This is a genomic window from Rhodococcus sp. BP-160 (genome assembly GCF_019836205.1).
Taxonomy (GTDB): Bacteria; Actinomycetota; Actinomycetes; order Mycobacteriales; family Mycobacteriaceae; genus Rhodococcoides.
Window position 1 is genome coordinate 734,180 of record NZ_JABUEK010000003.1, and the last position, 23,661, is coordinate 757,840.

The 23,661-nt window shown below is 67.7% G+C and carries 22 protein-coding genes; 10 read left to right on the forward strand and 12 right to left on the reverse strand.

The window, feature by feature from the left end; all coding sequences use genetic code 11:
• Nucleotides 1-33 precede the first annotated feature (33 nt).
• The gene (locus HQ306_RS15380; RefSeq protein ID WP_222632378.1) at nt 34-735 is read right to left on the reverse strand and encodes a type 1 glutamine amidotransferase domain-containing protein; all 702 of its coding nucleotides are present in this window, start codon (nt 733-735) and stop codon (nt 34-36) included.
• 135 nt (nt 736-870) lie between these two features.
• Between HQ306_RS15380 and HQ306_RS15385 the strand changes: the two genes are divergently transcribed.
• Nucleotides 871-1,263, forward strand: coding sequence for a hypothetical protein (locus HQ306_RS15385; RefSeq protein WP_222632380.1), 393 nt, complete (start codon nt 871-873; stop codon nt 1,261-1,263).
• Here HQ306_RS15385 and HQ306_RS15390 read toward each other — a convergent pair.
• Nucleotides 1,206-1,916 (reverse strand): YitT family protein, encoded by a 711-nt coding sequence (locus HQ306_RS15390; protein ID WP_222632382.1) that lies wholly within the window; start codon nt 1,914-1,916, stop codon nt 1,206-1,208. The two genes, HQ306_RS15385 and HQ306_RS15390, sit on opposite strands and share 58 nt — an antisense overlap.
• A gap of 242 nt (nt 1,917-2,158) precedes the next feature.
• Here HQ306_RS15390 and HQ306_RS15395 point away from each other — a divergent pair, with 242 nt between their 5' ends.
• Nucleotides 2,159-3,574: a diguanylate cyclase gene (locus HQ306_RS15395; protein WP_222632391.1), complete on the forward strand. Its 1,416-nt coding sequence runs from the start codon at nt 2,159-2,161 to the stop codon at nt 3,572-3,574.
• Here HQ306_RS15395 and HQ306_RS15400 read toward each other — a convergent pair.
• On the reverse strand, nt 3,571-5,229 hold the full coding sequence (locus HQ306_RS15400; protein ID WP_222632393.1) for an alpha/beta hydrolase family protein: 1,659 nt from the start codon (nt 5,227-5,229) through the stop codon (nt 3,571-3,573). The genes HQ306_RS15395 and HQ306_RS15400 overlap by 4 nt on opposite strands.
• A 135-nt stretch (nt 5,230-5,364) precedes the next feature.
• On the reverse strand, nt 5,365-6,072 hold the full coding sequence (locus HQ306_RS15405; protein ID WP_222632395.1) for a YoaK family protein: 708 nt from the start codon (nt 6,070-6,072) through the stop codon (nt 5,365-5,367).
• Nucleotides 6,073-6,113: 41 nt separating this feature from the next.
• On the opposite strand from HQ306_RS15405, the gene HQ306_RS15410 reads away from it, so the two are divergent.
• Complete coding sequence (locus tag HQ306_RS15410) at nt 6,114-6,674, forward strand: YceI family protein (RefSeq protein WP_222632397.1); 561 nt, start codon at nt 6,114-6,116, stop codon at nt 6,672-6,674.
• On the opposite strand, the gene dnaB is transcribed toward HQ306_RS15410, so the two are convergent.
• The 6 genes from dnaB to rpsF form a co-directional block, all read right to left on the reverse strand.
• Nucleotides 6,671-9,310: a replicative DNA helicase gene (gene dnaB / locus HQ306_RS15415; RefSeq protein ID WP_222632399.1), complete on the reverse strand. Its 2,640-nt coding sequence runs from the start codon at nt 9,308-9,310 to the stop codon at nt 6,671-6,673. The two genes, HQ306_RS15410 and dnaB, sit on opposite strands and share 4 nt — an antisense overlap.
• Nucleotides 9,311-9,879: 569 nt before the next feature.
• Entirely contained in the window at nt 9,880-12,153 is a 2,274-nt protein-coding gene (locus HQ306_RS15420) for a SulP family inorganic anion transporter (protein WP_374197745.1), read from the reverse strand.
• 338 nt (nt 12,154-12,491) lie between these two features.
• Nucleotides 12,492-12,944 carry a 50S ribosomal protein L9 gene (gene rplI / locus HQ306_RS15425; RefSeq protein ID WP_222632404.1) on the reverse strand — a complete coding sequence of 151 codons (453 nt, stop codon included), beginning with the start codon at nt 12,942-12,944 and terminating at the stop codon, nt 12,492-12,494.
• 14 nt (nt 12,945-12,958) lie between these two features.
• Nucleotides 12,959-13,201, reverse strand: a complete 243-nt coding sequence (gene rpsR, locus HQ306_RS15430; RefSeq protein ID WP_027506021.1) for a 30S ribosomal protein S18 — start codon at nt 13,199-13,201, stop codon at nt 12,959-12,961.
• A 47-nt stretch (nt 13,202-13,248) separates the two neighbouring features.
• Nucleotides 13,249-13,800, reverse strand: coding sequence for a single-stranded DNA-binding protein (locus HQ306_RS15435; protein WP_027506020.1), 552 nt, complete (start codon nt 13,798-13,800; stop codon nt 13,249-13,251).
• Nucleotides 13,801-13,879: 79 nt separating this feature from the next.
• Complete coding sequence (gene rpsF, locus HQ306_RS15440; protein WP_027506019.1) at nt 13,880-14,167, reverse strand: 30S ribosomal protein S6; 288 nt, start codon at nt 14,165-14,167, stop codon at nt 13,880-13,882.
• A 171-nt stretch (nt 14,168-14,338) separates the two neighbouring features.
• Here rpsF and HQ306_RS15445 point away from each other — a divergent pair, with 171 nt between their 5' ends.
• The 3 genes from HQ306_RS15445 (at nt 14,339) to HQ306_RS15455 (ending at nt 16,805) form a co-directional block, all read left to right on the forward strand.
• Complete coding sequence (locus HQ306_RS15445) at nt 14,339-15,748, forward strand: glycosyltransferase 87 family protein (protein WP_056440943.1); 1,410 nt, start codon at nt 14,339-14,341, stop codon at nt 15,746-15,748.
• Entirely contained in the window at nt 15,745-16,326 is a 582-nt protein-coding gene (locus tag HQ306_RS15450) for a GNAT family N-acetyltransferase (protein ID WP_222632406.1), read from the forward strand. The genes HQ306_RS15445 and HQ306_RS15450 overlap by 4 nt, the downstream gene beginning before the upstream one ends.
• A gap of 167 nt (nt 16,327-16,493) precedes the next feature.
• Entirely contained in the window at nt 16,494-16,805 is a 312-nt protein-coding gene (locus tag HQ306_RS15455; protein ID WP_081821310.1) for a LuxR C-terminal-related transcriptional regulator, read from the forward strand.
• A 10-nt stretch (nt 16,806-16,815) separates the two neighbouring features.
• Here the strand turns inward: HQ306_RS15455 and HQ306_RS15460 are convergent, their stop codons facing one another.
• Both HQ306_RS15460 and HQ306_RS15465 read right to left on the reverse strand, forming a co-directional pair.
• Complete coding sequence (locus HQ306_RS15460; RefSeq protein ID WP_027506016.1) at nt 16,816-17,931, reverse strand: DUF475 domain-containing protein; 1,116 nt, start codon at nt 17,929-17,931, stop codon at nt 16,816-16,818.
• Nucleotides 17,932-18,102: 171 nt separating this feature from the next.
• Complete coding sequence (locus HQ306_RS15465; RefSeq protein ID WP_027506015.1) at nt 18,103-18,678, reverse strand: TerD family protein; 576 nt, start codon at nt 18,676-18,678, stop codon at nt 18,103-18,105.
• Between the two features lie 77 nt (nt 18,679-18,755).
• Here HQ306_RS15465 and HQ306_RS15470 point away from each other — a divergent pair, with 77 nt between their 5' ends.
• From HQ306_RS15470 to HQ306_RS15485, 4 genes are read left to right on the forward strand one after another with little or no spacing between them, the layout of a single operon-like run.
• Entirely contained in the window at nt 18,756-20,048 is a 1,293-nt protein-coding gene (locus tag HQ306_RS15470) for a hypothetical protein (protein ID WP_056440935.1), read from the forward strand.
• A gap of 16 nt (nt 20,049-20,064) precedes the next feature.
• Nucleotides 20,065-21,249, forward strand: coding sequence for an HpcH/HpaI aldolase/citrate lyase family protein (locus HQ306_RS15475; RefSeq protein ID WP_222632408.1), 1,185 nt, complete (start codon nt 20,065-20,067; stop codon nt 21,247-21,249).
• Nucleotides 21,250-21,257: 8 nt separating this feature from the next.
• Nucleotides 21,258-22,520 (forward strand): phosphoribosyltransferase family protein, encoded by a 1,263-nt coding sequence (locus HQ306_RS15480; protein ID WP_261769907.1) that lies wholly within the window; start codon nt 21,258-21,260, stop codon nt 22,518-22,520.
• A complete protein-coding gene (locus tag HQ306_RS15485) occupies nt 22,517-23,626 on the forward strand; it encodes a cysteine protease StiP family protein (protein ID WP_222632413.1) in 1,110 nt (369 codons plus the stop codon). Before HQ306_RS15480 ends, HQ306_RS15485 begins: the two co-directional genes overlap by 4 nt.
• Nucleotides 23,627-23,661: the final 35 nt, after the last annotated feature.

The following is a 23,661-nucleotide window of genomic DNA, read 5'->3' on the forward strand; positions in this document are numbered from 1 at the left end:
GTCAGCGGGCGCCGGGAGTCAGCCGGGGTGCCGTCAGCTCAGAGCAGAGACGAGACGATCCGCCAATGCCTTGGTCGATGCCGGGTTCTGGCCGGTGTAGACGGTGCGATCGACGATGACGTGGGGCGACCAGGCATCCGCCGCCGAGAAGCTCGCTCCACCGTCACGCAGACGGGTCTCGAGCAGCCAGGGCGCCTTGTCGGCCAGTCCGGCCTGCTCCTCCTCCTGGTTGGTGAAGCCCGTGAGCTGGTAGCCGGAGAAGGGCCAGCTGCCGTCGTCGCGCTTCGCCGACAGCAGCGCGGCGGGTGCGTGGCACACGGCCGACACGATCTTGCCCGAGTCGAGGAACTCGGTGACCAGGGCGCCGAAGTCGTCCGACACCGCGAGGTCTTCCATCGGACCGTGGCCACCGGGGACGAAGACCGCGTCGAAGGACGACGCCGTCTGGTCCTCGAGGCGCGCGGGTGACGCGAGCACGTCCTTCACCGACTCCAGGTACGACTTCAGGTCGGCGACCTTGGCCTCGTCGCCGCCGTTCGCCTCGACGGCCAGCGATCCCTCGTCGACGGTCGGGGTCACACCACCGGGCGTAGCGACGACGATGTCCCAGCCGGCCTCGGTGAAGGTCCGGTGCGACTCGACGAGCTCCTCCGCCCAGTACCCGGTGGGGTGCGCGGTTCCGTCCTTCAGCGTCCAGTGATCCGATCCGGTGACCACGTACAGAAGCTTCGTCATGCGGTGATGTCCGTTCGTCGAGGGATACTTGCCGTCATGGTGTACCCGTCCGCGCCGTACTGACCCGGGAACGGATGAAGCTCATCGGTCGTTGGGGGAGTAAAGCCCGTCACACCACACTCTGCGAGGTACACCATGAGCGGTAAAGGACAGTTCGGTTTCGATCCCGAGGACTTCGAGCGCGTCGCTCGCGAAGCGGGCGAGGGCCTGCGGGACATGCTGGGCCAGGCCATGAAGATGGCCGATCAGTCGGGCGGAGGCGCTCCGTGGGTCGGCATGTTCACGCCCGCCGCGACCAAGTCCACCCCGGAGCCGGAGACCACGGGTCAGAAGGGCGACGGGGTGTGGGCCGTCTACTCCGTCGACTCCGACGGGTCGGCGAGCGTCGATCAGGTCTTCGCGACCGAACTCGATGCTCTGCGTGCCCACCGGGACAACGTGGATCCGAATCGCAAGGTCCGCTTCCTTCCCTACGGTGTCTCGGTCGGGATCCTGTCGGCCGGTGCGGAGCTCTCCACCGAGGAGTGACCCCCTCCTGCTCGCACCGTGCACTTCCGGGCCGTGAACTTCTGGGCCGTGAACTTCTGGGCCGTGAACTTCTGGGGCATCACGCCGAGGAAGAAGTGCACCAGCGGCCCGATCGCGAGCGCGTACAGCACCGTCCCCACACCGGCCGTGCCGCCGAGGAGCCATCCGGTTCCCAGCACCCCGAGTTCGATGGCCGTGCGCACCAGACGCACGGACAGTCCGGTCCGCGCGACGAGTCCTGTCATCAGGCCGTCGCGCGGACCCGCGCCCAGGCCGGCCGAGATGTAGGCCGCCGTGGCGAGACCGTTGAGGACGATCCCTCCGGTGAGCAGCGCTGCGCGTGACGGGATCGAGGCGACTTCGGGTAGCCAGTCCAGCGCGAGGTCGACGCTCACCGCGATGATGACGATGTTCGCGACGGTTCCGATGCCCGGCCGCTGACGCAACGGGATCCACAGCAGCAGCACCATCACGCCGGTCACCGCCGTGATCGCCCCGAAACTGATCGGGAGCCGTGCGGCCAGCCCCTGGTGGAACACGTCCCACGGGTTGAGCCCGAGACCACCGGTGATCATCATGGCCATCGACGTGCCGTAGAGCGTGAGGCCACCCACGAGCAGGGTGGTCCGGAGTGCGAGGTCGCGGGCGTTCATGTCTCGAGTCTGTCCGTCCGTCCGCTGCTCGAGTCCAGTCCACCGACCGGCAGTGGACTGAATATCGGTCCCCGTGCCGGAATCGGAGATGTGGGCGAGCGCGGCGCCTCAGCGCGAGTGAGCAGTCTGTCGCATCGGTCGCCACGTGCGGTTGCGGTAGTAGATACTGCACTCGATAACAACGAAGCCGTTGGGGACGACTGAGATGTCACAGGGGGTTCCCGTCCATGCGAAGGACGACCTTGCCTGCGACACCCGAGCCGGACATGCGCAGTCCGGCCGCGCGCGCCGCGACCGACATCGCCCTCCTGACCGCCGCCGTCTTCATCGCGGCGATCATCGGAATCCATTCGCGGCCACCGGGACTTCTCGCCTCGGTGTGGGTGGCCAACGCGGTGGCGCTGAGCGTCTTCGTTCGCTGGCCCCGCACCTTCTCCGCGCCGGCTGCCGTCGCAACGCTGCTCGCCCTCGTCACCGCGGACCTCGTCTCGGGTACCGACGTCTACGCTGCGGTCGCGTTCAATGTCGCGAACATCGTCGGGGTCCTCGGAGGCACGCTGGTAATCCGGCGGCGGCACCCCGAGCCGATGACCCTCGCGGGATCCGCGGACTTCGCCAGAATGTGCCTCGGCATCGTCGTCGCCGCTCTCCTGTCGACGACCGTCGCCACCCTCTCGAGCAGCCGGCTGGGACCGCACGCACCCGCCGTCGAGGCTCTGAGCTGGTTCGGATCCGAGCTCACGAGCTACCTGCTGATCGTCCCCGTCCTACTGTCCTTCCGCGCGTCGACGCCGCGCCGCCGCACCGGCCCCGCCTCGCTTCGGCGTCTGATCACGGGTGAGACGGCACCGATCGCGCTGACCGTCCTGCTGATGCTGGCCGGTCTCATCGTCCAGGGCCCGTTGCTGCTCGCGCTGCCGCTGCCCGCGCTGCTCTGGTGCGCAACCCGCATCCCCATCTTCGGCACCGCGCTGCTCACCGCGCTGTGGTCCGCGTGGACGCTGCTCTTCCTCGGACGCGGGGAACTCCAGACCGGTGGGCTGCTGGGCGCGGACGGCCAGGACGGCGCCTCCGCGGTGCTGTCCGTCGCGTTGGTCGCACTCGGACCGCTGCTGGTCGCCGCCGTGTCGCTGGACCGGATGGCCGTGCAGAACAAGCTCCGTGAGGCCCTCGAGTACGACAGTCTCACCGGCGTCCTCTCCCGCGCCGCCTTCCTGCGACGGAGCCAGCAGCGCCTCGACACTCTCATCACCGACTCGCGGCCGGTCGCGCTGCTCATGCTCGACCTCGACCACTTCAAGTCCATCAACGACACGCTCGGCCACGCCGTGGGCGACATCGCGTTGGTCCGCAGTGCCGCCTGCATCCTCGGTGCCCTACCGGACGACGCGATCGCCGGGCGCATGGGCGGTGAGGAGTTCGCGATCCTCCTCCCGCACGCGGATCAGGAGGACGCCGCCTCCATCGCCGACTCGATCCGCCGCGATCACGAACGGCTGCACGTACTCTCGTCCCGCACGGCGACGGTGAGCATAGGGTTGGCCTGGACGAGCTACGCCCCGCAGTCCGTCTCGCCGCTGCTCGTGTCCGCGGATCATGCGCTGTACGACGCGAAGCGACGCGGCCGGAACACGGTGGTCGCGGTCAGCCTCGACTAGGCCAGATCCTGCACCAAGGACCGAATGATGTTCAGTCCCTCGTGTCGCCGATGGTGCGCATGCATCGGGTGATCGAGCGATGCCATCCTCACGACGGACAGCGGCGAGCCCGATCTCGACTGCGCTCGATGCAGCCTGGCACCGAAGCGGTTCTCGAGATACTCGAGCCCGTCGTCGTTCGGAGAGAACGCGAGCACGACCGGGAACGCCGACGTCGCGAGCTCCTCGAGCCACCGACCGGGGGCGCACAGCGGCGCTCCCGCCTCGAGACGATCCCACTCTCCGGAGACTGCTCCCGCAGCGATCGCGGCGATCTCGTCGGCTCGGCGCTTGCGAGTGTCCGACATCAGGGCTTCCACCGGATCGCCCTCCTGCCAGTACAACTGAGGGTTGAATGCGACGACCCCGTCCACTGCCGACGATCGGGCGGCACGCAGACCGATCCAGGCACCTGCACAGATACCCACGAGCACGATGCGCTCGTGGCCGGACTGGCGCAGTGCCGTCACCGCGTCCACCACGTCGTGCACCGTGTGACCGTCGTACGGCCGACCGGGTGCATGGCCCTCGTCCGGACTCTCGCCCCAGCCGAGGAAATCCAGCCGTACGGCTGTCGTACCCTCGGCCGCCAGGGCACGTGAGAATTCGACCCACACCCGGCCGGACCCTACATGGGATTCTGAGCCGGTGTTGAGGAACACCACGGTCACTCCTGTCGACCGGGAGGGGACTGGGGAAGAGATCACCGCGGCGAGTCGATGAGGGCCGAGCGTCGTCACCGCCTCGCTGATTCCGTGCTCGCCGAGAACCACACCACTGCGGTGAGAGTCGTCGGTCTCGACCTCGTCAGCGGTGGCAGCGATCGGGGCCAGATACTCGACGATCCGAGCGACGTGCCCAACGGGCACCGTGGCCTCCTCCGTGGGCACGTCGAGCATCGATCCGGCCCCGCCGCACACTTGGTGCTCGACCTCCACCGCGTTGTCGCGGAGACGCTGCACCAATGCCGACGAGGCAGGACGGTCGTCTCGGTCCAACACGAGCACCTCGCGCGCCGGCTTCCCCAGAGTCCTCGACGACGCGGATGCCACGTCTGCGAGAAAGGTGTCTGTGAGAACCGTTCCCGCGAGCGTCCGCGCCGAAGCGTGTCCGTAGACGTTCTCGTCGTCGGGCACCTGCGTCGACAACATCGACAGCTCCCTCGCGTACCGCTTCCCGTCCGTGACCGCGGCCCACGCGATCACGCGGTCCACGGAGAGCGCGGACGCGGAGGACAACGCCAGCAGTCCGCCGAGTCGTAGCCCGACGAGCGACACCGAATCGGCGCCGGCCCGACGGACCTCGGCCACCGCCTCGGCGATGTCGTCGTGCCACGTCGACATGACGGCGCCACTCCACAGATCACCGCGGGCGTCACCGGTCCCGCGGAGATCCAGCCGAAGCACCAGAAAACCCTGCGCGGCCAATGATTCGGCGAGTACGCGGAGTGCCCGATGCGAGGTCCAGTACTCGTAACCGAAGGGCGGCACGATGACGACGCCACAGCGGCTGGGCGACGAGGAGCGGGTCAGCCATCCGAAGGATGTGTCGCCCGCCGGTCCGAACCATCGGCCCGTCGTCGACGTGGAAACCGCAGCAGGGAAAAGGGCAATCACGACAAACCTCCGGAAGCAGACTGTGCGACACAGTATGCACACAGAATTTGGGGGACATGCCTGTTCTGTCCGGAAATTCATCCGCTCGACCGACCCCTGAGATGGGCCGGTCCGCGACCTGAGGCAAGGTCGGGCTCAGGCCACGACCTGCCATGGTCGCTCGCGGCGCCCCACCGCCCACACGACCACGAGGATCGCCGCGAACAGCGCGGCCACGAGCACCAGCGTCGCCACCACACCCGAATGCAACACCACCACGGTGCCCAGGATCGCACCGAGGAACATGGCGACGACGGAGGAGAGCCGACGCAGTACAGCCGCACCGTCCCGTTTCCGGAGATCGGACCCGATGCCGGTGAGGGCCATCGTCAGCACGGTGGTGGTCATGTCCGGGACGGCGAGATGCCGCACCGCCGCATTCTGCAGCCCCAGGCCCAGCGCGAGCAGCACGACGATGACGTATCCGCGGCCGGGACCGTCCATAATGAGGATCGCGGCGATCAGCGACGCGAGCGCGAGGACGAGCTCGACCCCGAGTGCGTTGCGCAGCAAATGATCTCGTCGACCACCGGCCCGCGTGATCAGTGTCCCACCGACCATCGCGCCCACCAGGAATCCGACCAGGGCGAGCACCGAGCCCCACAACGAGAAACCGGGCGCCCCGCCCAGTGCGAAACCGATGAACACGACGTTGCCCGTCATGTTGGCCACGAACACTCGACCGAGAGCCAGCAGGCTGAGCGCGTCGATCGCACCGGTGACGACCGTGACGGCCAGCAGGATCATCGGTAGCGGCCCGTGGCGGGGATGCGCGACGTAGTCCGAGAAGCCATGTGTGGTCACGGCCACGCATTCTGCCCCAGCAGCGCGGATACAGTCGGGTGATGACCACCTCGAGCAGGACCCTGACCGCGGCGGACGGCACGCTGAACGTCCACACCGGGGTGACCGGTCGAGCGTCGAAGATGGGGCACCGGCTGACCATCGCGTTCCGCGACTGGAGCGTCACCGTCGACGAGTCGGACGGCGCTCCGACGGCCGTCACGGTTCGGGTCCGCGTCGACTCCATGGAGGTCGTCAGTGGCGAGGGCGGCGTCACACCGATGTTCGGCCCCGAGAAGATGCTCGCGCGGTCCAACGCCCTCGGCACGCTGGACGCGTCGGACCATCCCGAAATCCGCTACGACGCGACCACCGTCGAGTCGACGAAGGACGGCTACCGTCTCGACGGCACGCTGACGATCCACGGCGTGACACGCGAGCACACCGTCGACCTTTCGGTCTCCACCTCCGACGGGACGACGCACGTCGCCTTCGACGCGGTGGTGACGCATACGGACTTCGGCGTGAAGCCCTACTCCCAGCTGCTCGGATCGATGAAGGTCGTCGACGACGTCGACGTGTCCTTCTCCGCCTCGATCTCCCAGCCGGCCTCGGCGGACTAGCCGCGCGCCATGTCGACGAAGCGCGACAGGTGCAGCTGGTGCGCCACAGTGATGGTGGCCGTGGGTCCGTTGCGGTGCTTGCCGAGGATCAGGTCGGCTTCGCCGCCGCGGGGATCGTCGCGCTCGGTCGCATCCGGACGGTAGAGCAGGATGACCATGTCGGCGTCCTGCTCGAGCGAGCCGGACTCACGAAGGTCCGAGACCATCGGCTTCTTGTCCGTGCGCTGCTCGGGACCACGGTTGAGCTGACAGATGGCGACAACCGGAACCATGAGCTCCTTGGCCAACAGCTTCAGCGATCGCGAGAAGTCCGAGACCTCCTGCTGACGCGACTCCACCTTCTTGCCGGACGACATCAGCTGCAGGTAGTCGATGACGATGAGCTTGAGATCGTGTCGCTGCTTGAGTCGCCGCGCCTTGGCGCGGATCTCCATCATGGTGAGGTTGGGGGAGTCGTCGACGAAGAGTGGTGCCTCGCTGATCTCGCTCATCCTGCGGGCGAGGCGGGTCCAGTCGTCGTCCGTCATCTTTCCCGAGCGCATGTCGCCGAGCTTGATCTTGGCCTCGGCGGAGAGGAGACGCATGACGATCTCGGTGCGGCTCATCTCGAGCGAGAACATGACGCTGGCCATGCCGTGCTTGATGGAGCACGAGCGCATGAAATCCATTCCGAGAGTGGAGTTGTGTGTCGGCACCATCGAACGACCGGCGAGATAGAGGTGGTCCTTGTTATCGACCTCGACACATCTGACCGGCACCGAGTCGACGCGACGAACGTCGACGATGAAGCGACTCGAAGACCTGGACACATTCGACGAGGCACGACGCTCTTTGTGCAGCAACTGCTTTCGATGCAGACCGAAGACCACATCATCGGTCGAGAAGGTGAGTGTGAACGCCGTCGACGACGCCTCGGTGCGTCCTGCCACCCTCTTCGTCGATCGATGTACTCGGTACCCCAGACTGACGATGAGTTCCTCGACGTCGAGTGCCAGTCGCTCATTGGTGACACTGAACTGCGCGGATCCGCCTGCCGTGACGGTCCCGTCGGTGTCCAGCAGGCCGGCGAGTACAGCTCGCCGCTGCGACTCCGACGACCTGAGGTACTCCATGGGAATGTGCTTGTTGTTCAACACACCGAGTGTTCGGAGGCGAGCTTGCACCGTCCCCGTGGCGTTTCGGCACTTCTGGCACATCCGAAGTCCGGTGCACAGCTCACCGCAGAGCGGGCACAGCGGCTGATCCACCACGTCATCCTGGAAACGAGCCCGGCCACCGCATGAACGGCCGCAGGTACGCACCTGAGAAGAGAACGGCACGAAGCGTTTTCCGCACACCGTACAGAACTTGGCCGGTACAGGTTCGGGTGCGGGAAGCTGAATCGAGTATCGCAACTCAGCTGCTGCGGATCGAACGGCCACCAACCCCTCACCTTCGATCCGAGCAATGATCTCGGGATCGTCGGAGGTGATCTGCGCGCAAGCGCTGGTGCCGTCCCCCAACCACGCGCCCAGCGTGTAGGGAGGGACGGAAAGGACCGCGTCCGGACGCTGGATCGGCTTCGCGTTGGTCACCGAGTGATTCAGTCGAGCGTCCTTGGTCGCGCACCTGACCGAACCGGCGATCTGCTCGGTGGTTCGCACCTCGGCGAACGTTCCTTGGTTCTTGGTCCTGTTGTATCGAGCAGCCGCAGCCTGCGCCGACTTTCGCGATGCGCGGGTATCCGTGAGCCACTGATGCTCCGCGTCGGCCACGATGACCGTGCCGTCGGAGAACTCGACCTCGTAACACGGCCTACCGACCATCACGTCGGTCGCAGCGACGACCCGAGTCGCAGATCCGGACGCATCGATGAGATGGTCCCCGACCTCGACTTCACCCATCGTCGTCCACCCAGTGGGCGTCGCCAACGGCGTGTCGAGGGCGAGCGCCTTGCCCACACCAGGCCTCGCCGCGACGATGATCATCTGGCCCGGATGCAGACCGTTGGTCACCTCGTCGAGCTCGGTGAAGCCGGTGGGGACACCGTTCGACATGCCGCCGCGGCTGGCGATGGAGTCGATCTCGTCCATCGTGGGCTGCAGCAGCTCTTCGAGTTGGACGAAGTCCTCCGCGGTACGACGCTCGGTGACCTCGTACACCTCGGCCTGAGCCCGGTCGACGACTTCGGACACGTCCTGACCGTCCGCGCCCGCGTAGCCGAACTGGACGATGCGCGTACCGGCCTCGACGAGGCGACGCAGGATCGCCTTCTCGACGACGATCTCGGCGTAGAACGACGCGTTGGCCGCCGTGGGGACCGTCTGCGTCAGCGTGACGAGGTAGGGCGGGCCGCCGATGCGCTTGAGCTCGCCGCGCCGTTCGAGCTCCGCGGAGACGGTGACCGGGTCGGCGGGGTCGCCGCGGCCGTACAGATCGAGGATGGCGTCGTAGACCATCTGGTGGGCCGGGCGGTAGAAGTCGCCGGGACGCAGAACCTCCAGGACGTCCGCGATGGCGTCCTTGCTGAGCAGCATGCCGCCCAGAACGGACTGCTCGGCAGCCATGTCCTGAGGGGGCTGACGACCGAAGTCCTCACCGGGCGCCTCGGACGGCCCCTGGTAGTCGTTCGTTCCCCGATCGTCCACGACTGCCACAGAAGTTCGCCGCCCTCTCGCTCGACCGAAGCTCGCCCCCGGAGATCTCGTCCGTCCTCGGCCGTGTCGGCCGAGTCCGTGCTCACCACGTTGTACCCCCGGCCCCCGACACGGTCCGAACACGTGACTGCACGCGCGTGCGCGAGCGGCTGTCCGGCGGTCGACGAGGCCCGTCGATGGTGTGCCGGAGGGACGTTAGGTGCTCGGTCCGCCAGCACCAAACGGGCCTGTTGAGCAATCTGTGGACGGGGTGTGGACAACGCAGGCGAGTCGTGTTGACCACCTGTGCAGAACCTGTGCAGCAACAAGATCACACAGCCCATCAGTGCACGTCAGGGCGATTTCTCAATTTTTCTCTCTGTGGATGAATCCGCACTCGGCGTGTCCTGCCGACTTGACATGTCGGGCGTGTCAGGTCTCCGTGGCTGGAGTTATCAACATGACCTGGGTCACATGTCGGTCCCGCCGGTGAAACCGCCGAGTGATTCTGATCCGGTCCGGATAACAGCCGCCGGACACGCGACGGGGCGCCGCGATGTAGTGCATCGCGGCGCCCCGTGGAGCCCTGGTCAGTTCTGCGCAGGCTCCTGATCGAGCTCGGTGACCGAGGCCGCGTCGACGAGCACGACCCGCGCCGTGGGAATGTCGAAGAAGAGTCCGACCACCTTGAGCCTCCCCTCGGCGACCGCCTTGCCCACCACGGCGTGACGCGACAGGGTCTGCAGTTGTACTGCCACGTTCACCATGGCGAGCTGGTCGATCTCGGAGAACCCCAGCTCCGCGGCATCCCGCGCGACGGGGTGGCCACTCCGGAACGCACTGAGGCTCGCCCGGCCGTGCGAGAGCCACTCACCCACCACCCCGTCGGCGTCGTGGGCGTCCGCGAGCAGCCCCCGCATGGCTCCACAGCCGGAGTGGCCGCAGACCACGACGGAACTGATGGCGAGCGTGTTCACGCCGTACTCCAGAGCGGCCTCGAGCGACGTGTCCGGATCACCGACCGGGATCAGATTGCCCATGTTGCGGACGGTGAAGAGGTCTCCGGGTCCGGCGCTGGTGATCGTGTTCGGCAGCACGCGCGAGTCGACACAACTCAGGAAGAACGTGTCCGGGTCCTGGAACTCGCTCAGCTTCTCGAGGTGCGGGCGCATGGACGACGCGCTGCGACGATGGTATTCCTCGACACCGGCCAGGACCGGCCGGAGCGCCGCCGGGGTGACGGCATCGGCGGTGAACGGCCCGGAGTGGCTGTCGACGGTCTGCCACTGCGACCACGGCATGAACGTGCGCGCGGACAGCATGTGGGGCATGCGTCTCGGTGGCCCGGCCGTGGCCGACGCCATGTCCACGGCTCCGACCTCGTCGACGACGACGGTGCCGCCCGTCGCCTCGTACTGCTTCGTCCACTCGTGCAGCGCGTCGTACACCGCGTGGTCGAGGAAGTCGACGGTCAGCTCGATCGTCACGGATCGGCCGGCAGGAACGGACTGCAGCACCCGCGTGACGCGAGGAAGCGACAGGAAGCTGAGCGATCCCTCCACCACGACGCGCCAGGAGTCCTCGGTGAGCTGCTCGGCACGCACCCGTGCCCACAGCACGCGGCGCAACACCAGCAGGACGGAGATGGCGAGCCCGATCAGCACACCCTCGAGCAGATTGAGGGTGACGACACCGACGACCGTCGCCGCGTACACCACCACGTCGCCGGTCTTCGTCGCCGAGCGGATGTCCGCGAGCTTGACCAGCTGCACACCGATCATGACGAGCAGACCTGCCAGTGCGGCGTAGGGGACCAGCTCGACCACACCGATGAACAGGACCGAGAAGATGAGAACCCAGACACCGTGCAGCACAGCCGAAGCGGGGGATCGGGCGCCGGATCGGACGTTGGTGGCGCTGCGCACGATGACGCCGGTGACGGGCAGTCCGCCGGCGACACCGGACACCATGTTGGCGGCGCCCTGACCCATGAGTTCGCGATCGAAGTTGGTGCGTCTGCCCGAGTGCATCTTGTCGATGGCGACGGCGGAGAGCAGACTCTCGACGCTCGCTATCAACGCGATGGTCAGCACACCGGTCGCGAACGCTGCCCACTGCCCTTCCGGGAATGCGGGCAATTCCACGGCCTCGATCAGGTTGCCGGGCAGATCGATTCGTTCGACGTTCATCGAGAAGGCCAGTGAGAGACCGGTTCCCGCGACCACGGCCACCAGCGGGCCGGGGACCTTACCGAGTGGGCCGGTGATGCGCGGCCACAGCAGCATCAGCGCAACGACCACGCCGCCGATGGCGACCGGCGCCGCCTCGGCGTTCAGGATCGACGAAGGCAGAGACGTGATGTTGGCGACGGCGGAACTCCGGCTCTCCCCACCGAGCAGCACGTGGATCTGCTGCAGCGCGATGGTGATACCGATACCGGCCAGCATCGCGTGCACCACCACCGGCGAGATGGCGAGCGCCTGGCGGGCGATACGGCTCAGACCCAGCACCACCTGCAGCACACCGGCGAACACCGTGATGAGACACGTGATGCGCCAACCGAACTGGTTCACCAACTCGGCCACCACCACGGTCAGGCCGGCGGCCGGCCCGCTCACCTGCAGCGGGGACCCACCCAGCGCACCGGCGAGGATGCCGCCGATGACGGCCGCGATGAGGCCCGCCATGACGGGAGCGCCGGAGGCCACCGCGATTCCGATGGAGAGCGGTACCGCCACCAGGAACACCACGAGAGACGCGGGCACGTCGTACCGGGCGACGCTCGCCAGCCGGTCGCGCGGTGTGGGGCTCGGGGCGGGTACGGGTGGTTCGGCGGGGGACGAGCGATCGAGTTGTGCAGTCACGGTGAAGCCTCCAGGCGGACACGGATGGTGTGGGTCTGTGCGGTTTCGTCGGTGCAGAACGCCCGGTCTCTCCTCGGGGCGCATCGTTGGTCAAGACATCTCGAAGAGTACGTAAAGGTTTCGGCGCACCCTCGGCGTCGGACGGTGCTCGGGCCGCGTCTGCTCCGAGGTTTGGGGACGGTGCCAGTGGACCCACCCGGAAACACTCACCGCGTACAAAATCACCACCTCGCCCACGCCGGAGGACGGCCGAGACAGGCAGGAAAAGAACGAACGCAAACGCAGAATGCCCCGGCCGAGAATCGGCCGGGGCATTCGGTACTGCGTGTCGGTGATGCTTACGAGGCGGAGACCTCGAGGTCGAACGACGCCGTCACATCGGGGTGCAGCGCCACGGTGATGCGGTGCGTTCCGGTGGACTTCACGTGCGACTTCGGCAGTTCGATGCTGCGCTTGTCGAGCACCGGGCCACCGGCGCTCTTGACGGCAGCGGCGACGTCGGCTGCGGTGACCGCACCGAAGAGCTTGCCCGAGCCGCCGGTTCGCACCGACAGCGTCACGGACGTCAGGCCCTCGATGGCCTGCTTGAGCTCGTTGGCATGGTCCAGCCCGCGCACGGCGCGAGCTTCCTGGGCACGACGGATGCCCTCGACCTGCTTCTGTGCTCCGCGGGTGGCCGCAATGGCCAGTCCACGGGGCAGCAGGAAGTTACGTCCGTAGCCGTCCTTGACCTCGACGGTGTCTCCGGGTGCGCCGAGGTTGTCGACATCAGCGGTGAGGATGAGCTTCATGGTTACCTTTCCCCTTATCGCGCAGTCGCGGCGTAGGGCAGCAGTGCTACCTCACGCGAGTTCTTGACTGCGATGGCGATGTCCCGCTGGTGCTGGACGCAGTTGCCGGTGACACGACGAGCGCGGATCTTGCCGCGGTCGCTGACGTACTTACGCAGCAACGTCGTGTCCTTGTAGTCGATGGACGTGTTCTTTTCCTTGCAGAAGGCACAGACCTTCTTCTTGATCACCTTGTCGCGCAACGGCGGTTTAGGCATGGACAATCTCCGAATCTTGATTCACTGCATGTGTGGTGCGTACCGGATCAGAACGGCGGTTCGTCGTCGCCGCCGCCACGGGAGCCACCGAACGATCCCGATGCCTGCGGGGCACTGCCCCACGGATCGTCACCGCCCGAGCTGCCACCGGACGAACGGCTCGACGAGCCACCCGATCCACCGGAGGAACCACCGAACCCGCCGCCGCTGTTGCCGCCGCCTCCGCCGCTGCCACGACTGACCTTGTTGACCTTGGCCGTCGCGTACCGCAGGGAGGGACCGACCTCGTCGACCTCGAGTTCGACGACAGTGCGCTTCTCGCCTTCACGCGTCTCGTAGGAACGCTGCCGCAACCGACCCGTCACGACGACTCGCGCACCGCGGGTGAGCGACTCCGCGACGTTCTCCGCAGCCTCGCGCCAGATGTTGCAGCGCATGAAGAGTGCGTCGCCGTCCTTCCATTCGTTGGACTGACGATCGAACGTGCGGGGCGTGGACGCGACGGTGAAGTTCGCGACCGCTGCACCTGCGGGGGTGAATCGGAGTTCGGGATCGGCCGTCAGGTTCCCGACGACGGTGATGACGGTTTCGCCTGCCATGATTCCTCTTTCTCGTGCCTTGTCAGCGCATGATCTTCTCGGTTGCCGTCAGCCTAGGGCGAGACGGTGACACGAGGGATCACTTGCCGCGGCGCAGAACCTTGGTGCGCAGCACCGATTCGTTCAGGCCGAGCTGGCGATCGAGCTCCGACACCGTGGCGGGCTCCGCGTTGATGTCGATCACCGCGTAGATGCCTTCGGCGTGCTTCTCGATCTCGTAGGCGAGACGGCGCTTTCCCCACACGTCGACCTTGTCGACCTTGCCGCCGTCCTTGCGGATGACGTTCAGGAACGTATCCAGCGACGGGGCGACCGTGCGCTCGTCGAGATTGGGGTCGAGGATGACCATCAGTTCGTAATGACGCATAAGACCTCATCACCTCCTATGGACTGTGAAACGGTCACGGACGATCCGTGACAGGAGGGTCGTTGCGTCAGCAACCGGTCCAGGGTACCTGGACCGCGGCTCACCACGAAATCGGCGGATCGACGGTGCGGACAGCACGGCGCGAGGTCCGGGGCACCTACTCTTGTCCTCATGACCACCGGCCGCGCGACGATCTCCGGCCGCGCCGGGGTCGCCACGGCGGCCGCCGTCACCGCGATCTCGGTGATCACGATGGTGCTCGGCTACGTCAACAAGGCGCGGTGCGCGGGAGCACCCTTCGACGAGACCGGACGCAGTCTGGCGTTCGACCGCATCAAGGACTCGTCCGTCTGCTACTCCGACATCCAGTTCCTGTGGCTCGACCGCGGCATCGATCAGCACCTGTTCCCCTACCTGACCGGCGGTATCTCCGCCGACGGCACACTCACCGGCGGAACCGTCGAGTACCCGGTGCTCAGCGGACTTCTCATGTGGGTCGGCGGTCTGGCGAGCCACACCGACGCCCAGTTCCTCCTCTACTCGGCGCTCCTGCTCGCACCGTTCGGCGCGGTGACCGCCTGGATGCTCGGACGCCTCGGCGGCCGCGTCGCGCTGCTCTGGTCGGCCGGCCCCGCGCTGGTTCTCTACGCGTTCCACAACTGGGAACTCCCCGTGGTGGCGACGACCGTCGGCGCCGTGTACGTGATGTCCACCCGCATGCCGCTCCGACGTCGGGCGTATCTTGCGTCGGCACTCCTGGCGGTGGGCTTCTGCCTCAAGCTCTATCCGGGCGCCTTCGTTCTCCCGCTCGCGTCGTACGTCCTGGCCGGGGGCGTGGGCGGGGTGGAGTCCCCCGTGTCCGCACGCCGGTCGCCGCGCCGACTCGACGTGCGCGGGGCAGCCGGAGTGATCGCCGTCGCCGCTGCCGTGGTGGCCGCCGTCAACCTGCCCTTCGCGATCCTCGGCTACGACGGATGGCGGGCGTCGTTCGCCTTCCAGGGCATGCGGCAGGCCGACATCACGACCAACTCGATCTGGTACTGGGGACTGCGGATCCTCTACGACGTGCCGTCGGCGACGCCGGACATGAGCGCCGCCAACGACCAGGCGTACCAGAGCCTGGTCTCGGTGCTCTCGCCGTTGCTGGTGCTGGTGTCGTTCGCCGCCGCGCTGTGGTTCGGCTGGCGTCGACGTCTCGCGGAGGGCACCTACCCCTGGGTGCAGACCAGCGCGGTGATGCTCGTGGCGTTCCTTCTGTTCCACAAGGTGCACTCACCGCAGTACACGCTGTGGCTCGTCCCGTTCTTCGTCCTGCTGCACGTTCCCTGGCACGTGGTGACGGCTTACCTGATCACCGACGTCGTACTCGGTGTCGGCGTCTTCCGGTACTTCGCCGCGTTGTCGAGTGGCAGTGACGCGACCACCGAGGAGAACGTCGTGGTGTTCGGGGTGTGGGTGCGCGCCGTGCTGCTGGTCGTTCTCGTCGTCCTGTTCGCACGGTCCCGTCGCCGCACTCTCGACGCCCGTCCCACCCGGTCCCCGCGCCGCCGGACCGACGCCGAAGCGGAGGTACCCGTGTGAGCACGCCGTTCGATCCCGTCCCCCTGCTCGGCGAGCACGTGCACCTCGAGCCGCTGACGCCCGATCACGCGGGCGCGCTCGCGGCGGCCGCGGACGACCCCGCGATCTTCCGCTGGACCGGATCCGTCGTGTCCGACGACACGACCGCCCGCGCGTACATCGACACCGCCCTCGCGGACACGGCGCGGCGGGCGTTCCTGCAGCGGGACGCGCGTACCGGCGTCGCGGTCGGCACGACGTCCTACTACCAGATCGACGCCTCGAACCGGAGCGTCGCCATCGGATACACCTGGCTCTCGCGCTCGGCCCAGGGAACCAGGATCAACCCCGAATCGAAGTTCCTTCTGCTCGAGCACGCCTTCGGCTCCGCCGACGTGGTGCGCGTGGAGTGGCACACCGACGCACTGAACGAGCAGTCCCGCGCGGCGATCGGCAAGCTCGGCGCACACTTCGAGGGATTGCTGCGCAAGCATCGTCGCCGCGTCGACGGAACGTGGCGCACCACGGCGCTGTTCTCGATGACCGACGACGAATGGCCGGCGGCCCGGGACGTTCTGCGCAGCCGCATCGACAGCTGAGCCGTCCGTCGACCTGCGCCTTTTACAGAATGTGTGCACTCGTCCGGCAGAGTTCGTGACGAGTCATTCTCCGGGGAACGATGACAAAACCGACTGTTCGGTGAGAGACTGCTGAAGAAACCGGCAGTTCGACCGAAACCAGGGACACGAGAAACAAAGGCACACCAGTGACGACCACGACATGGCGCCGTCCGGATCAGGACGGCTCGGCCACCGTTCGCACGCATGGCCACACCGACAGCACCACCTACCAGCGCCCCAACCTCACGGTTCGTGAGATCGAGGTGCTCATCAGCTGGTTCCGCTGCGATTCCAAGCCGGCCGTCGCGGCCAGCATGTTCCTCTCGCTCGGAACGGTGAACACCCACCTGACGCGGATCCGTCAGAAGTACGCGGCCGTCGGCCGGCCCGCACCGACCAAGGCATCCCTGGTCGCGCGGGCCCTGCAGGACGGCCTGATCGACATCGACGAACTCTGAGGTCCGCCCGTCATTCCTGGATGTGCACCTTGGCGTCGTCGGCATGCCCCTCGGCCGCGAGGCGCCGGTTACGGCGCACGCTGGACAGGAACGACAGTCCGATGAGGACCACACCGACGAGTCCGGTGATGATCTCGTTGATGTGCACGCCGATCGAGACCAGCAGGATGATCGACAGTGCGCCGATGGCCCAGTGGGCGCCGTGCTCGAGGTACACGTAGTCGTCGAGCGTGCCCTTGCGCACCAGATAGACCGTGAGCGACCGCACGAACATCGCACCGATGAAGCCGAGGCCCAGGGCGATGATGATGGGGTCGGCGGTGATGGCGAACGCGCCGATGACGCCGTCGAAGCTGAAGGACGCGTCGAGGACCTCGAGGTAGAGGAACAGGAAGAAGCCGGCCTTGCCGGTCGCCTTCGCGAGGTCCGACGGCCCGCCGGAGGTCTCCTCCTCCTCGTCTTCACCGGGGACGTGGAACAGATTGCCGAGGCCGTTCACCGCGATGTAGGTGACCATGCCCAGCACGCCGGACACCATGACCGTGGAGATCTTGTCGTCCTCCGCCATGAACTCGGCCGCGAGAACCAGCAGGATGCCGGCGACGATCACGGACATCATGTCGAGCTTGCCGGCCTTGGCCAGCGGCTTCTCGATCCACGAGAGCCAGGTGTGCTCGCGCTCCTCGAAGATGAAGCCGAGGAACAGCATGAGCAGGAACATGCCACCGAACGCGGCGATCTGCGGATGCGCGTCGGTGATCAGCGTCTCGTACGACGGGCTGCCGTCGGGGAAGTAGGCGGCGTCGTCCGCGGGCGGGTTGAGCGCGAGACGGAGCGCCGCCACGGGGCCCAGGCCGGACGCGGCCCAGACGATGACCAGCGGGAAGACCAGCCGCATACCGAAGACGGCGATGATGATGCCGATGGTGAGGAAGATCTTCTGCCAGAACTCGCTCATCCGGCGCAGGACCGTCGCGTTGATGACCGCGTTGTCGAAGGACAGCGACACCTCGAGGATGCCGAGGATCACGACGAGAGCGACGGCCTGCCAGCTCCCGTAGATGAAGGCCACCACGATGGCGAGCGCGGTGATCGCGAACGACCATCCGAAGATGCGTAGAACCACGGGTGGTGGCCTTTCTCTGGTGTCGATCCCTGCGGGCTCCGGCAACGGGGCGTCGTTGCCCCGACATGCAACGGAGAGTGTCGCAGCGCCGTCCGACGAGGACGACGCGCAACACTCTCCGGTACTCGGACCGAATGCCCCGTCGAGCGGGACATTACTCCTTCACAGGGGTCAGACGTTCACTCCGAAGTCGCGGGCGATGCCGGCCAGACCGGAGGCGTAGCCCTGGCCCACGGCGCGGAACTTCCACTCCGCACCGTTGCGGTAGAGCTCGCCGAACACCATGGCGGTCTCCGTCGAGGCGTCCTCGCTGAGGTCGTAGCGGGCGAGTTCGGTGCCGTTGGACTTGTCGACGACGCGGATGTAGGCGTTGCGGACCTGGCCGAACGACTGCGAGCGTGCGTCGGCCTCGTAGATGGACACCGGGAAGTTGATGGTGTCGATGTTCGGCGGCACGGCGGAGAGCTCGACGTTGATGACCTCGTCGTCGCCGTCGCCCTCACCGGTGGTGTTGTCACCGGTGTGTTCGATCGACCCGTCGGGGCTCTTCAGGTTGTTGAAGAACACGAAGTGCTGGTCGCTGACCACCTTCTTGTCCGTACCGAGCGCGATGGCGCTGGCATCGAGGTCGAAGTCGGTGCCGGTGGTCGTGCGGATGTCCCATCCGAGACCCACCGAGACGGCCGTGAGGTTCGGTGCGGCTTTCGTGAGGGAGACATTGCCACCCTTGGTCAGGCTGACGCCCATGGCTCGAGTCCTTTCGGTTGCGTGCTACCGGTTGCGTAATGGAAACTGCGGTCCACTCGCGTTCTTACCCTCAACGTGTGGCATCGCACCAGCGTTCCCGCGAGCCGGTGCGACTCGAGATCGCCGGCGCGTCCGAGAACGGCGCCGCCAGTACCATCGGGCGGGTGACACACCGCTGGCCCGGGCGCCTGAGCCGCGGCCGGGCGCGCACCGAGGCGGTCGCCGCCATCCGGGCCGACACGGTCCGGACCTTCCTCGACATGGACAAGCGTCAGTCGATCGCGTCCGCGGGGGTCGACGCGCTGGAACGACTGGGCAGGTCGGACGACAGTCTGCGAGCGCGCTGGCGGCCGGTGGAGGAGCAGTGCTTCGCAGCGGGTGCCTCGTATCTGGCGGCCACGGAGCGCCCCGAGTCCGACGCGAGCGAGGAGGCGTACGACGCCTTCGCCACCGCCATCGCCCACCTCTCCGCCGCCAGCGCCGCGGTCGACCAGTTCTACGAGGCGCACCGGGCACGGCTCGAGCACGCGACGCTCGAGTACGCCGCGGTCCCGCGCCTGGCGAACGACGCACGCACCGCGGCGACCTCGGTGCTGGCGACCGTCACCGGATCGGAACCGCACCACTCCTATCGCTCCGTGCGTGACGCCGTCGCCGCGGTACACCGTGCACTGGACGGTCTCGCGGCGGCGGAATCCGGGGGCAGCGGCACCGCGGTCACCGGCCGCGCAGCGCAGGTGCGCTCCGCCGCGGACGATCTCCGCCAGGCACTCGCCGAGGCACCCGGCCGCGCCGGATCGGCGTCCACCGCCCTGGCATCGGTCCGCACTCGGCTCCAGGCGGTCGGCACCAAGGCCGAGTACATCGCGCCCGCCTACTCCGCCCTGCTGCGCGAGTTCGTGGCCGCCAGCTCGGACGATCTCTCCCGAGCTCGGGAGAACTGCGAGACCCACATGGTCGAGGCGGCCCGCGACATCGACGACGCGGCGACCGCACGCGACCGAGGCGATCCGGAGGAGGCACTCGACCGGATCACCGCCGCACGGCAGCATCTGGCCGACGCGGAGGCGGACATCGAGGCCGTCACCGGACGCCTGGCACGCCTGCGCGAGGTGCGGGACGACCCCGGGGCCGTGGATCGCCGCGTCCGGTTCCGGCTGCGCGACGCGCAGCTGCTGGCCGTCGACCGGGGACTGGTTGCCGAATGGGGCTCGGTGTTGGATGCTCAGCTCGCACGGATCGAGAGGGCCGCCGCGGCACTCGGAACGGGCCGACCCGACTACTGGGCGTACCTGCGCGAACTCGATTCCGTCGAGGACTTCATCTCCGGTGTGGTCGACCGCATCCGCGGCCGACAGAGTCGGACCTGATACGAAAGGGGTTGCAGTGCAGCACTTCTCTCACCTGGAACCCGCCACACTCGAGTACCTGTTCCACCGCCCGCCCGTCGCCGTGACCGCGGAGAGCGACCTCACGACGCGGGCGCTCGCCCTGGGCGCCACGCTCTACGTCCCGGCCACCAGGGCGAACCTGGTGGAGACGGTACGCAAGCGCGCGGCCGAGGGCTCCCGGTCCGTCGTGCTCGATCTCGAGGACGCCGTTGCCGACGCCGACCTCGAAGCGGCGCGCGGACACGTCGTCGCCGCGCTGGACGCACTCGCCGTCGATCCGCCCGAGGCCGCCGTCTTCGTCCGCGTCCGCACGGCGGAGGACATGCACCACGTCTGCGACCGTCTCACCACCGGCATCGACGTCCTGCACGGCTTCGTTCTTCCCAAGTTCCGGCCGGAGAGCGGCGAGAAGTTTCTCGAGGAGGTGGCCGCTCGGTCGGCCGCCGCGGGCAGACACCTGGTGGTCATGCCCGTGATGGAGTCCCGCGAGATGGTCTACCGGGAGACCCGTGACGACGAGTTGGCCGGTGCACGTGACGTGCTCGACCGATACCGCGACAGCGTCCTGGCGGTGCGAGTCGGTGCCACCGACATGAGCGGCGCCTTCGGGATCCGACGTGACCGCGACCTGACGATCTACGACGTGCGGGTGGTCGCGGACACCATCGGCGCCATCGTCAACCACCTCGGGCGCAGTGACGGAACGGGTTTCGTCGTCACCGGCCCGGTCTGGGAGTACTTCGCCGACCACGAGCGGCTGTTCCGCCCGATGCTGCGAGCCACGCCCTTCGCCGAGCACGACGCCGTCCGCTTCCGCCAGCAGCTGGTCAGCCGCGACATCGACGGTCTGCTCCGTGAGGTCGCGCTCGACCGTGCCAACGGGCTGCACGGCAAGACCGTCATCCACCCGTCCCACGTCGCCGCCGTGCACTCGCTGTCGGTGGTCACCCACGAGGAGTATCAGGATGCACAGGCCATTGCGTCGTCCTCCGGCGGAGGCGGCGTCCTCGCCTCCGGCTACGGCAACAAGATGAACGAACTCGGCCCGCACCGGCCGTGGGCCGAGCAGACGCTGCGCCGGGCCGCCGTCTTCGGCGTCACCGCCGAGGGTGTGTCGTTCGTCGACGTGATGCAGGCACTGGCCAGGCGTCCCGCGTTCACGACCGGCACTGCACGATGAGCCGCGCGATGGACCGTCGACTGCCCTGGGCGACAGCGGAACTGGGGCTCGTCCTCGAGCACGGCACCTCGTCGGTGGGCCGGCGGGTGGGCGACCTGGTGCAGCCGGGGCTGCGGCGCAACCCGCGCCGGGCACACCTGCTGGTGTCGACCGTTCTGGGCAAACACATCCCGCAGGACCCGGCCGAGGTGATCCGAGCAGGTGAGCTCCTGGGCTCCCTGTGCGCCGACGTGCTCGCCGGGCACGACGACGGCGTGGTGGTACTCGGATTCGCCGAGACCGCGACGGGACTCGGCCACTGCGTGGCGACGCGCCTCGGCGCACGGTCCTACATCCACTCGACCCGTCGACCCGTCGAGGGATTCGCCGTGCACGGTGAGTTCGAGGAGGGCCACTCGCACGCGACGGATCATCGCCTCCTACCCACCGATCCGGAGCGCGACCTGCCCTCTTACCTCCCGATGGTCCTGGTCGACGACGAGATCTCCACGGGAACGACGGCCCTCGGTGCCATTCGCGCGGTGCACGCACTCGCGCCGCGGGCGCGCTACGTGATCGCCTCGCTCGTCGACATGCGCTCGGCGGATCAGCGCCGCGAGACCGACCGCGTCGCTGCGGAACTCGGGGTGGTCATCGACTCGGTGTCGCTCGCGACAGGCACCGTGCATCTGCCCGACGACATCATCGCCGTCGTGGAAGCGCTACCCGCTGCGTCTGCACCGGTGGATGCTCCCCACCGAGGGACCGTCACCAGGGTCGACGTGCCCTGGCCGGCCGGAGTGCCCGACGGCGGTCGCCACGGTTTTCGGGCCGAGGACGTCGCCGCCTTCGACGCCGCGGTCGAGGAGTCGGCCGATCTGCTGCGACCGCACCTCGGCTCGGGCACCACCGTCGTGATCGGGCACGAGGAACTGATGTACCTCCCGCTCCGCATCGCCCGCGCACTGTCGGACCGCGGAACGCCGACACTGTTCCAGACCACCACCCGCTCACCCGCTCATGTGCTCGACGAGCCGGGATACCCGCTGCGACGGGGCTTCTCGTTCGTCGCACCGGAACCCGCGGCTGGTGGCCGACGTCATCTCTACAACGCTCGGGTACCGGACGAGGCGGCGCCGAGCCCCGTTCTTCTCGTCGTGGATCCGCCCGCGGACACCGAGGCGTTGACGGGTCCGGACGGTCTCGTGGACGCCCTCACCCGCACCGGTATCGACGTCACCGTCGCCGTGGTGGCGGCGGATCCGCACTCGCTGCGGACGGAGTCTCGATGACGGCACCGCTGCACGGTCCGGCGTTCGGGTCCTACGCGGCGGACGAGGTGTCCTGGCTCCTGAAGGATCTCTCGCACGTCTCGCTGGAGGCGGACACCGCGTCGCGGGAGCAGCAGATCCAGTCGGGCGCAGCGCACTATGCCGAGAGCCTGCCCGTCGAGTATCAACCCGATGCCGCCTACCGCGACCTGTTCGCCACCGTCCTGGAGGAGAGCGCGACGCGCCTCGCCACCGCGGTCGGCATCGTCACCGATCTGGTGATCGCCGAGCGCGGTGAGAACCTGGTGCTCGCCTCTCTCGCCCGCGCCGGCACCCCCATCGGCATCCTGATGCGCCGCTGGGCGCGGGACGTGCGCGGTCTGACGTGGCCGCACTACGCCGTGTCCATCGTGCGCGATCGCGGAATCGACTCGGCCGCACTGGATCATCTCGCCCGTCACCACGACCCGGCCGACGTCGTCTTCGTGGACGGGTGGACCGGCAAGGGCGCCATCACTCGGGAATTGACCGCCGCCCTCGACGCGGTGCACCGGGCGGGAGGCCCCCGCTTCGACGACCGGCTCGCGGTACTGGCGGACCCCGGGCACTGTGTGACCACCTACGGCACCCGCGACGACTTCCTCATCGCGTCGGCATGCCTCAACTCGACGGTGTCGGGCCTGATCTCCCGCACCGTGCTCAACGACACGCTCATCGGGCCCGGTGAGTTCCACGGCGCCAAGTTCTACGCCGACCTCGCCGCGGTGGATGTGTCGAACCTGTTGCTGGACAGCGTGTCCGCCAGATTCGACGATGTCGCGGACGCCGTGGCAGAGGGACTGTCGACGGTACGGTCCGCCGACCGGACACCGACGTGGAGTGGCTGGGCCTCGGTCGAGCGTGTACGGGAGGAGTACGGCATCAGCACGGTCAACTTCGTCAAACCCGGAGTGGGAGAGACCACCCGCGTGCTGCTCCGCCGGGTCCCGTGGCGCGTTCTCGTGCGCGACGCGCAGGCGCCGGAGCACCGCCACATCCGGATGCTCGCCGAGGCGAGGGGCGTGCCCGTGGACGTCGTTCCCGATCTCGCCTACTCCTGCATGGGTCTCGTCCGGGACGTCTCGTGACCGAGGCGAGGACCGCACTGGTCGCGACCGATCTC

Coding starts and splice junctions, on each gene's coding strand:
- HQ306_RS15380 (WP_222632378.1), bottom strand. CDS start 735: ATGACGAAGCTTCTGTACGTGGTCACCGGATCGGATCACTGGACGCTG.
- HQ306_RS15385 (WP_222632380.1), top strand. CDS start 871: ATGAGCGGTAAAGGACAGTTCGGTTTCGATCCCGAGGACTTCGAGCGC.
- HQ306_RS15390 (WP_222632382.1), bottom strand. CDS start 1,916: ATGAACGCCCGCGACCTCGCACTCCGGACCACCCTGCTCGTGGGTGGC.
- HQ306_RS15410 (WP_222632397.1), top strand. CDS start 6,114: ATGACCACCTCGAGCAGGACCCTGACCGCGGCGGACGGCACGCTGAAC.
- rplI (WP_222632404.1), bottom strand. CDS start 12,944: ATGAAGCTCATCCTCACCGCTGATGTCGACAACCTCGGCGCACCCGGA.
- rpsR (WP_027506021.1), bottom strand. CDS start 13,201: ATGCCTAAACCGCCGTTGCGCGACAAGGTGATCAAGAAGAAGGTCTGT.
- HQ306_RS15435 (WP_027506020.1), bottom strand. CDS start 13,800: ATGGCAGGCGAAACCGTCATCACCGTCGTCGGGAACCTGACGGCCGAT.
- rpsF (WP_027506019.1), bottom strand. CDS start 14,167: ATGCGTCATTACGAACTGATGGTCATCCTCGACCCCAATCTCGACGAG.
- HQ306_RS15445 (WP_056440943.1), top strand. CDS start 14,339: ATGACCACCGGCCGCGCGACGATCTCCGGCCGCGCCGGGGTCGCCACG.
- HQ306_RS15465 (WP_027506015.1), bottom strand. CDS start 18,678: ATGGGCGTCAGCCTGACCAAGGGTGGCAATGTCTCCCTCACGAAAGCC.
- HQ306_RS15480 (WP_261769907.1), top strand. CDS start 21,258: ATGGACCGTCGACTGCCCTGGGCGACAGCGGAACTGGGGCTCGTCCTC.
- HQ306_RS15485 (WP_222632413.1), top strand. CDS start 22,517: ATGACGGCACCGCTGCACGGTCCGGCGTTCGGGTCCTACGCGGCGGAC.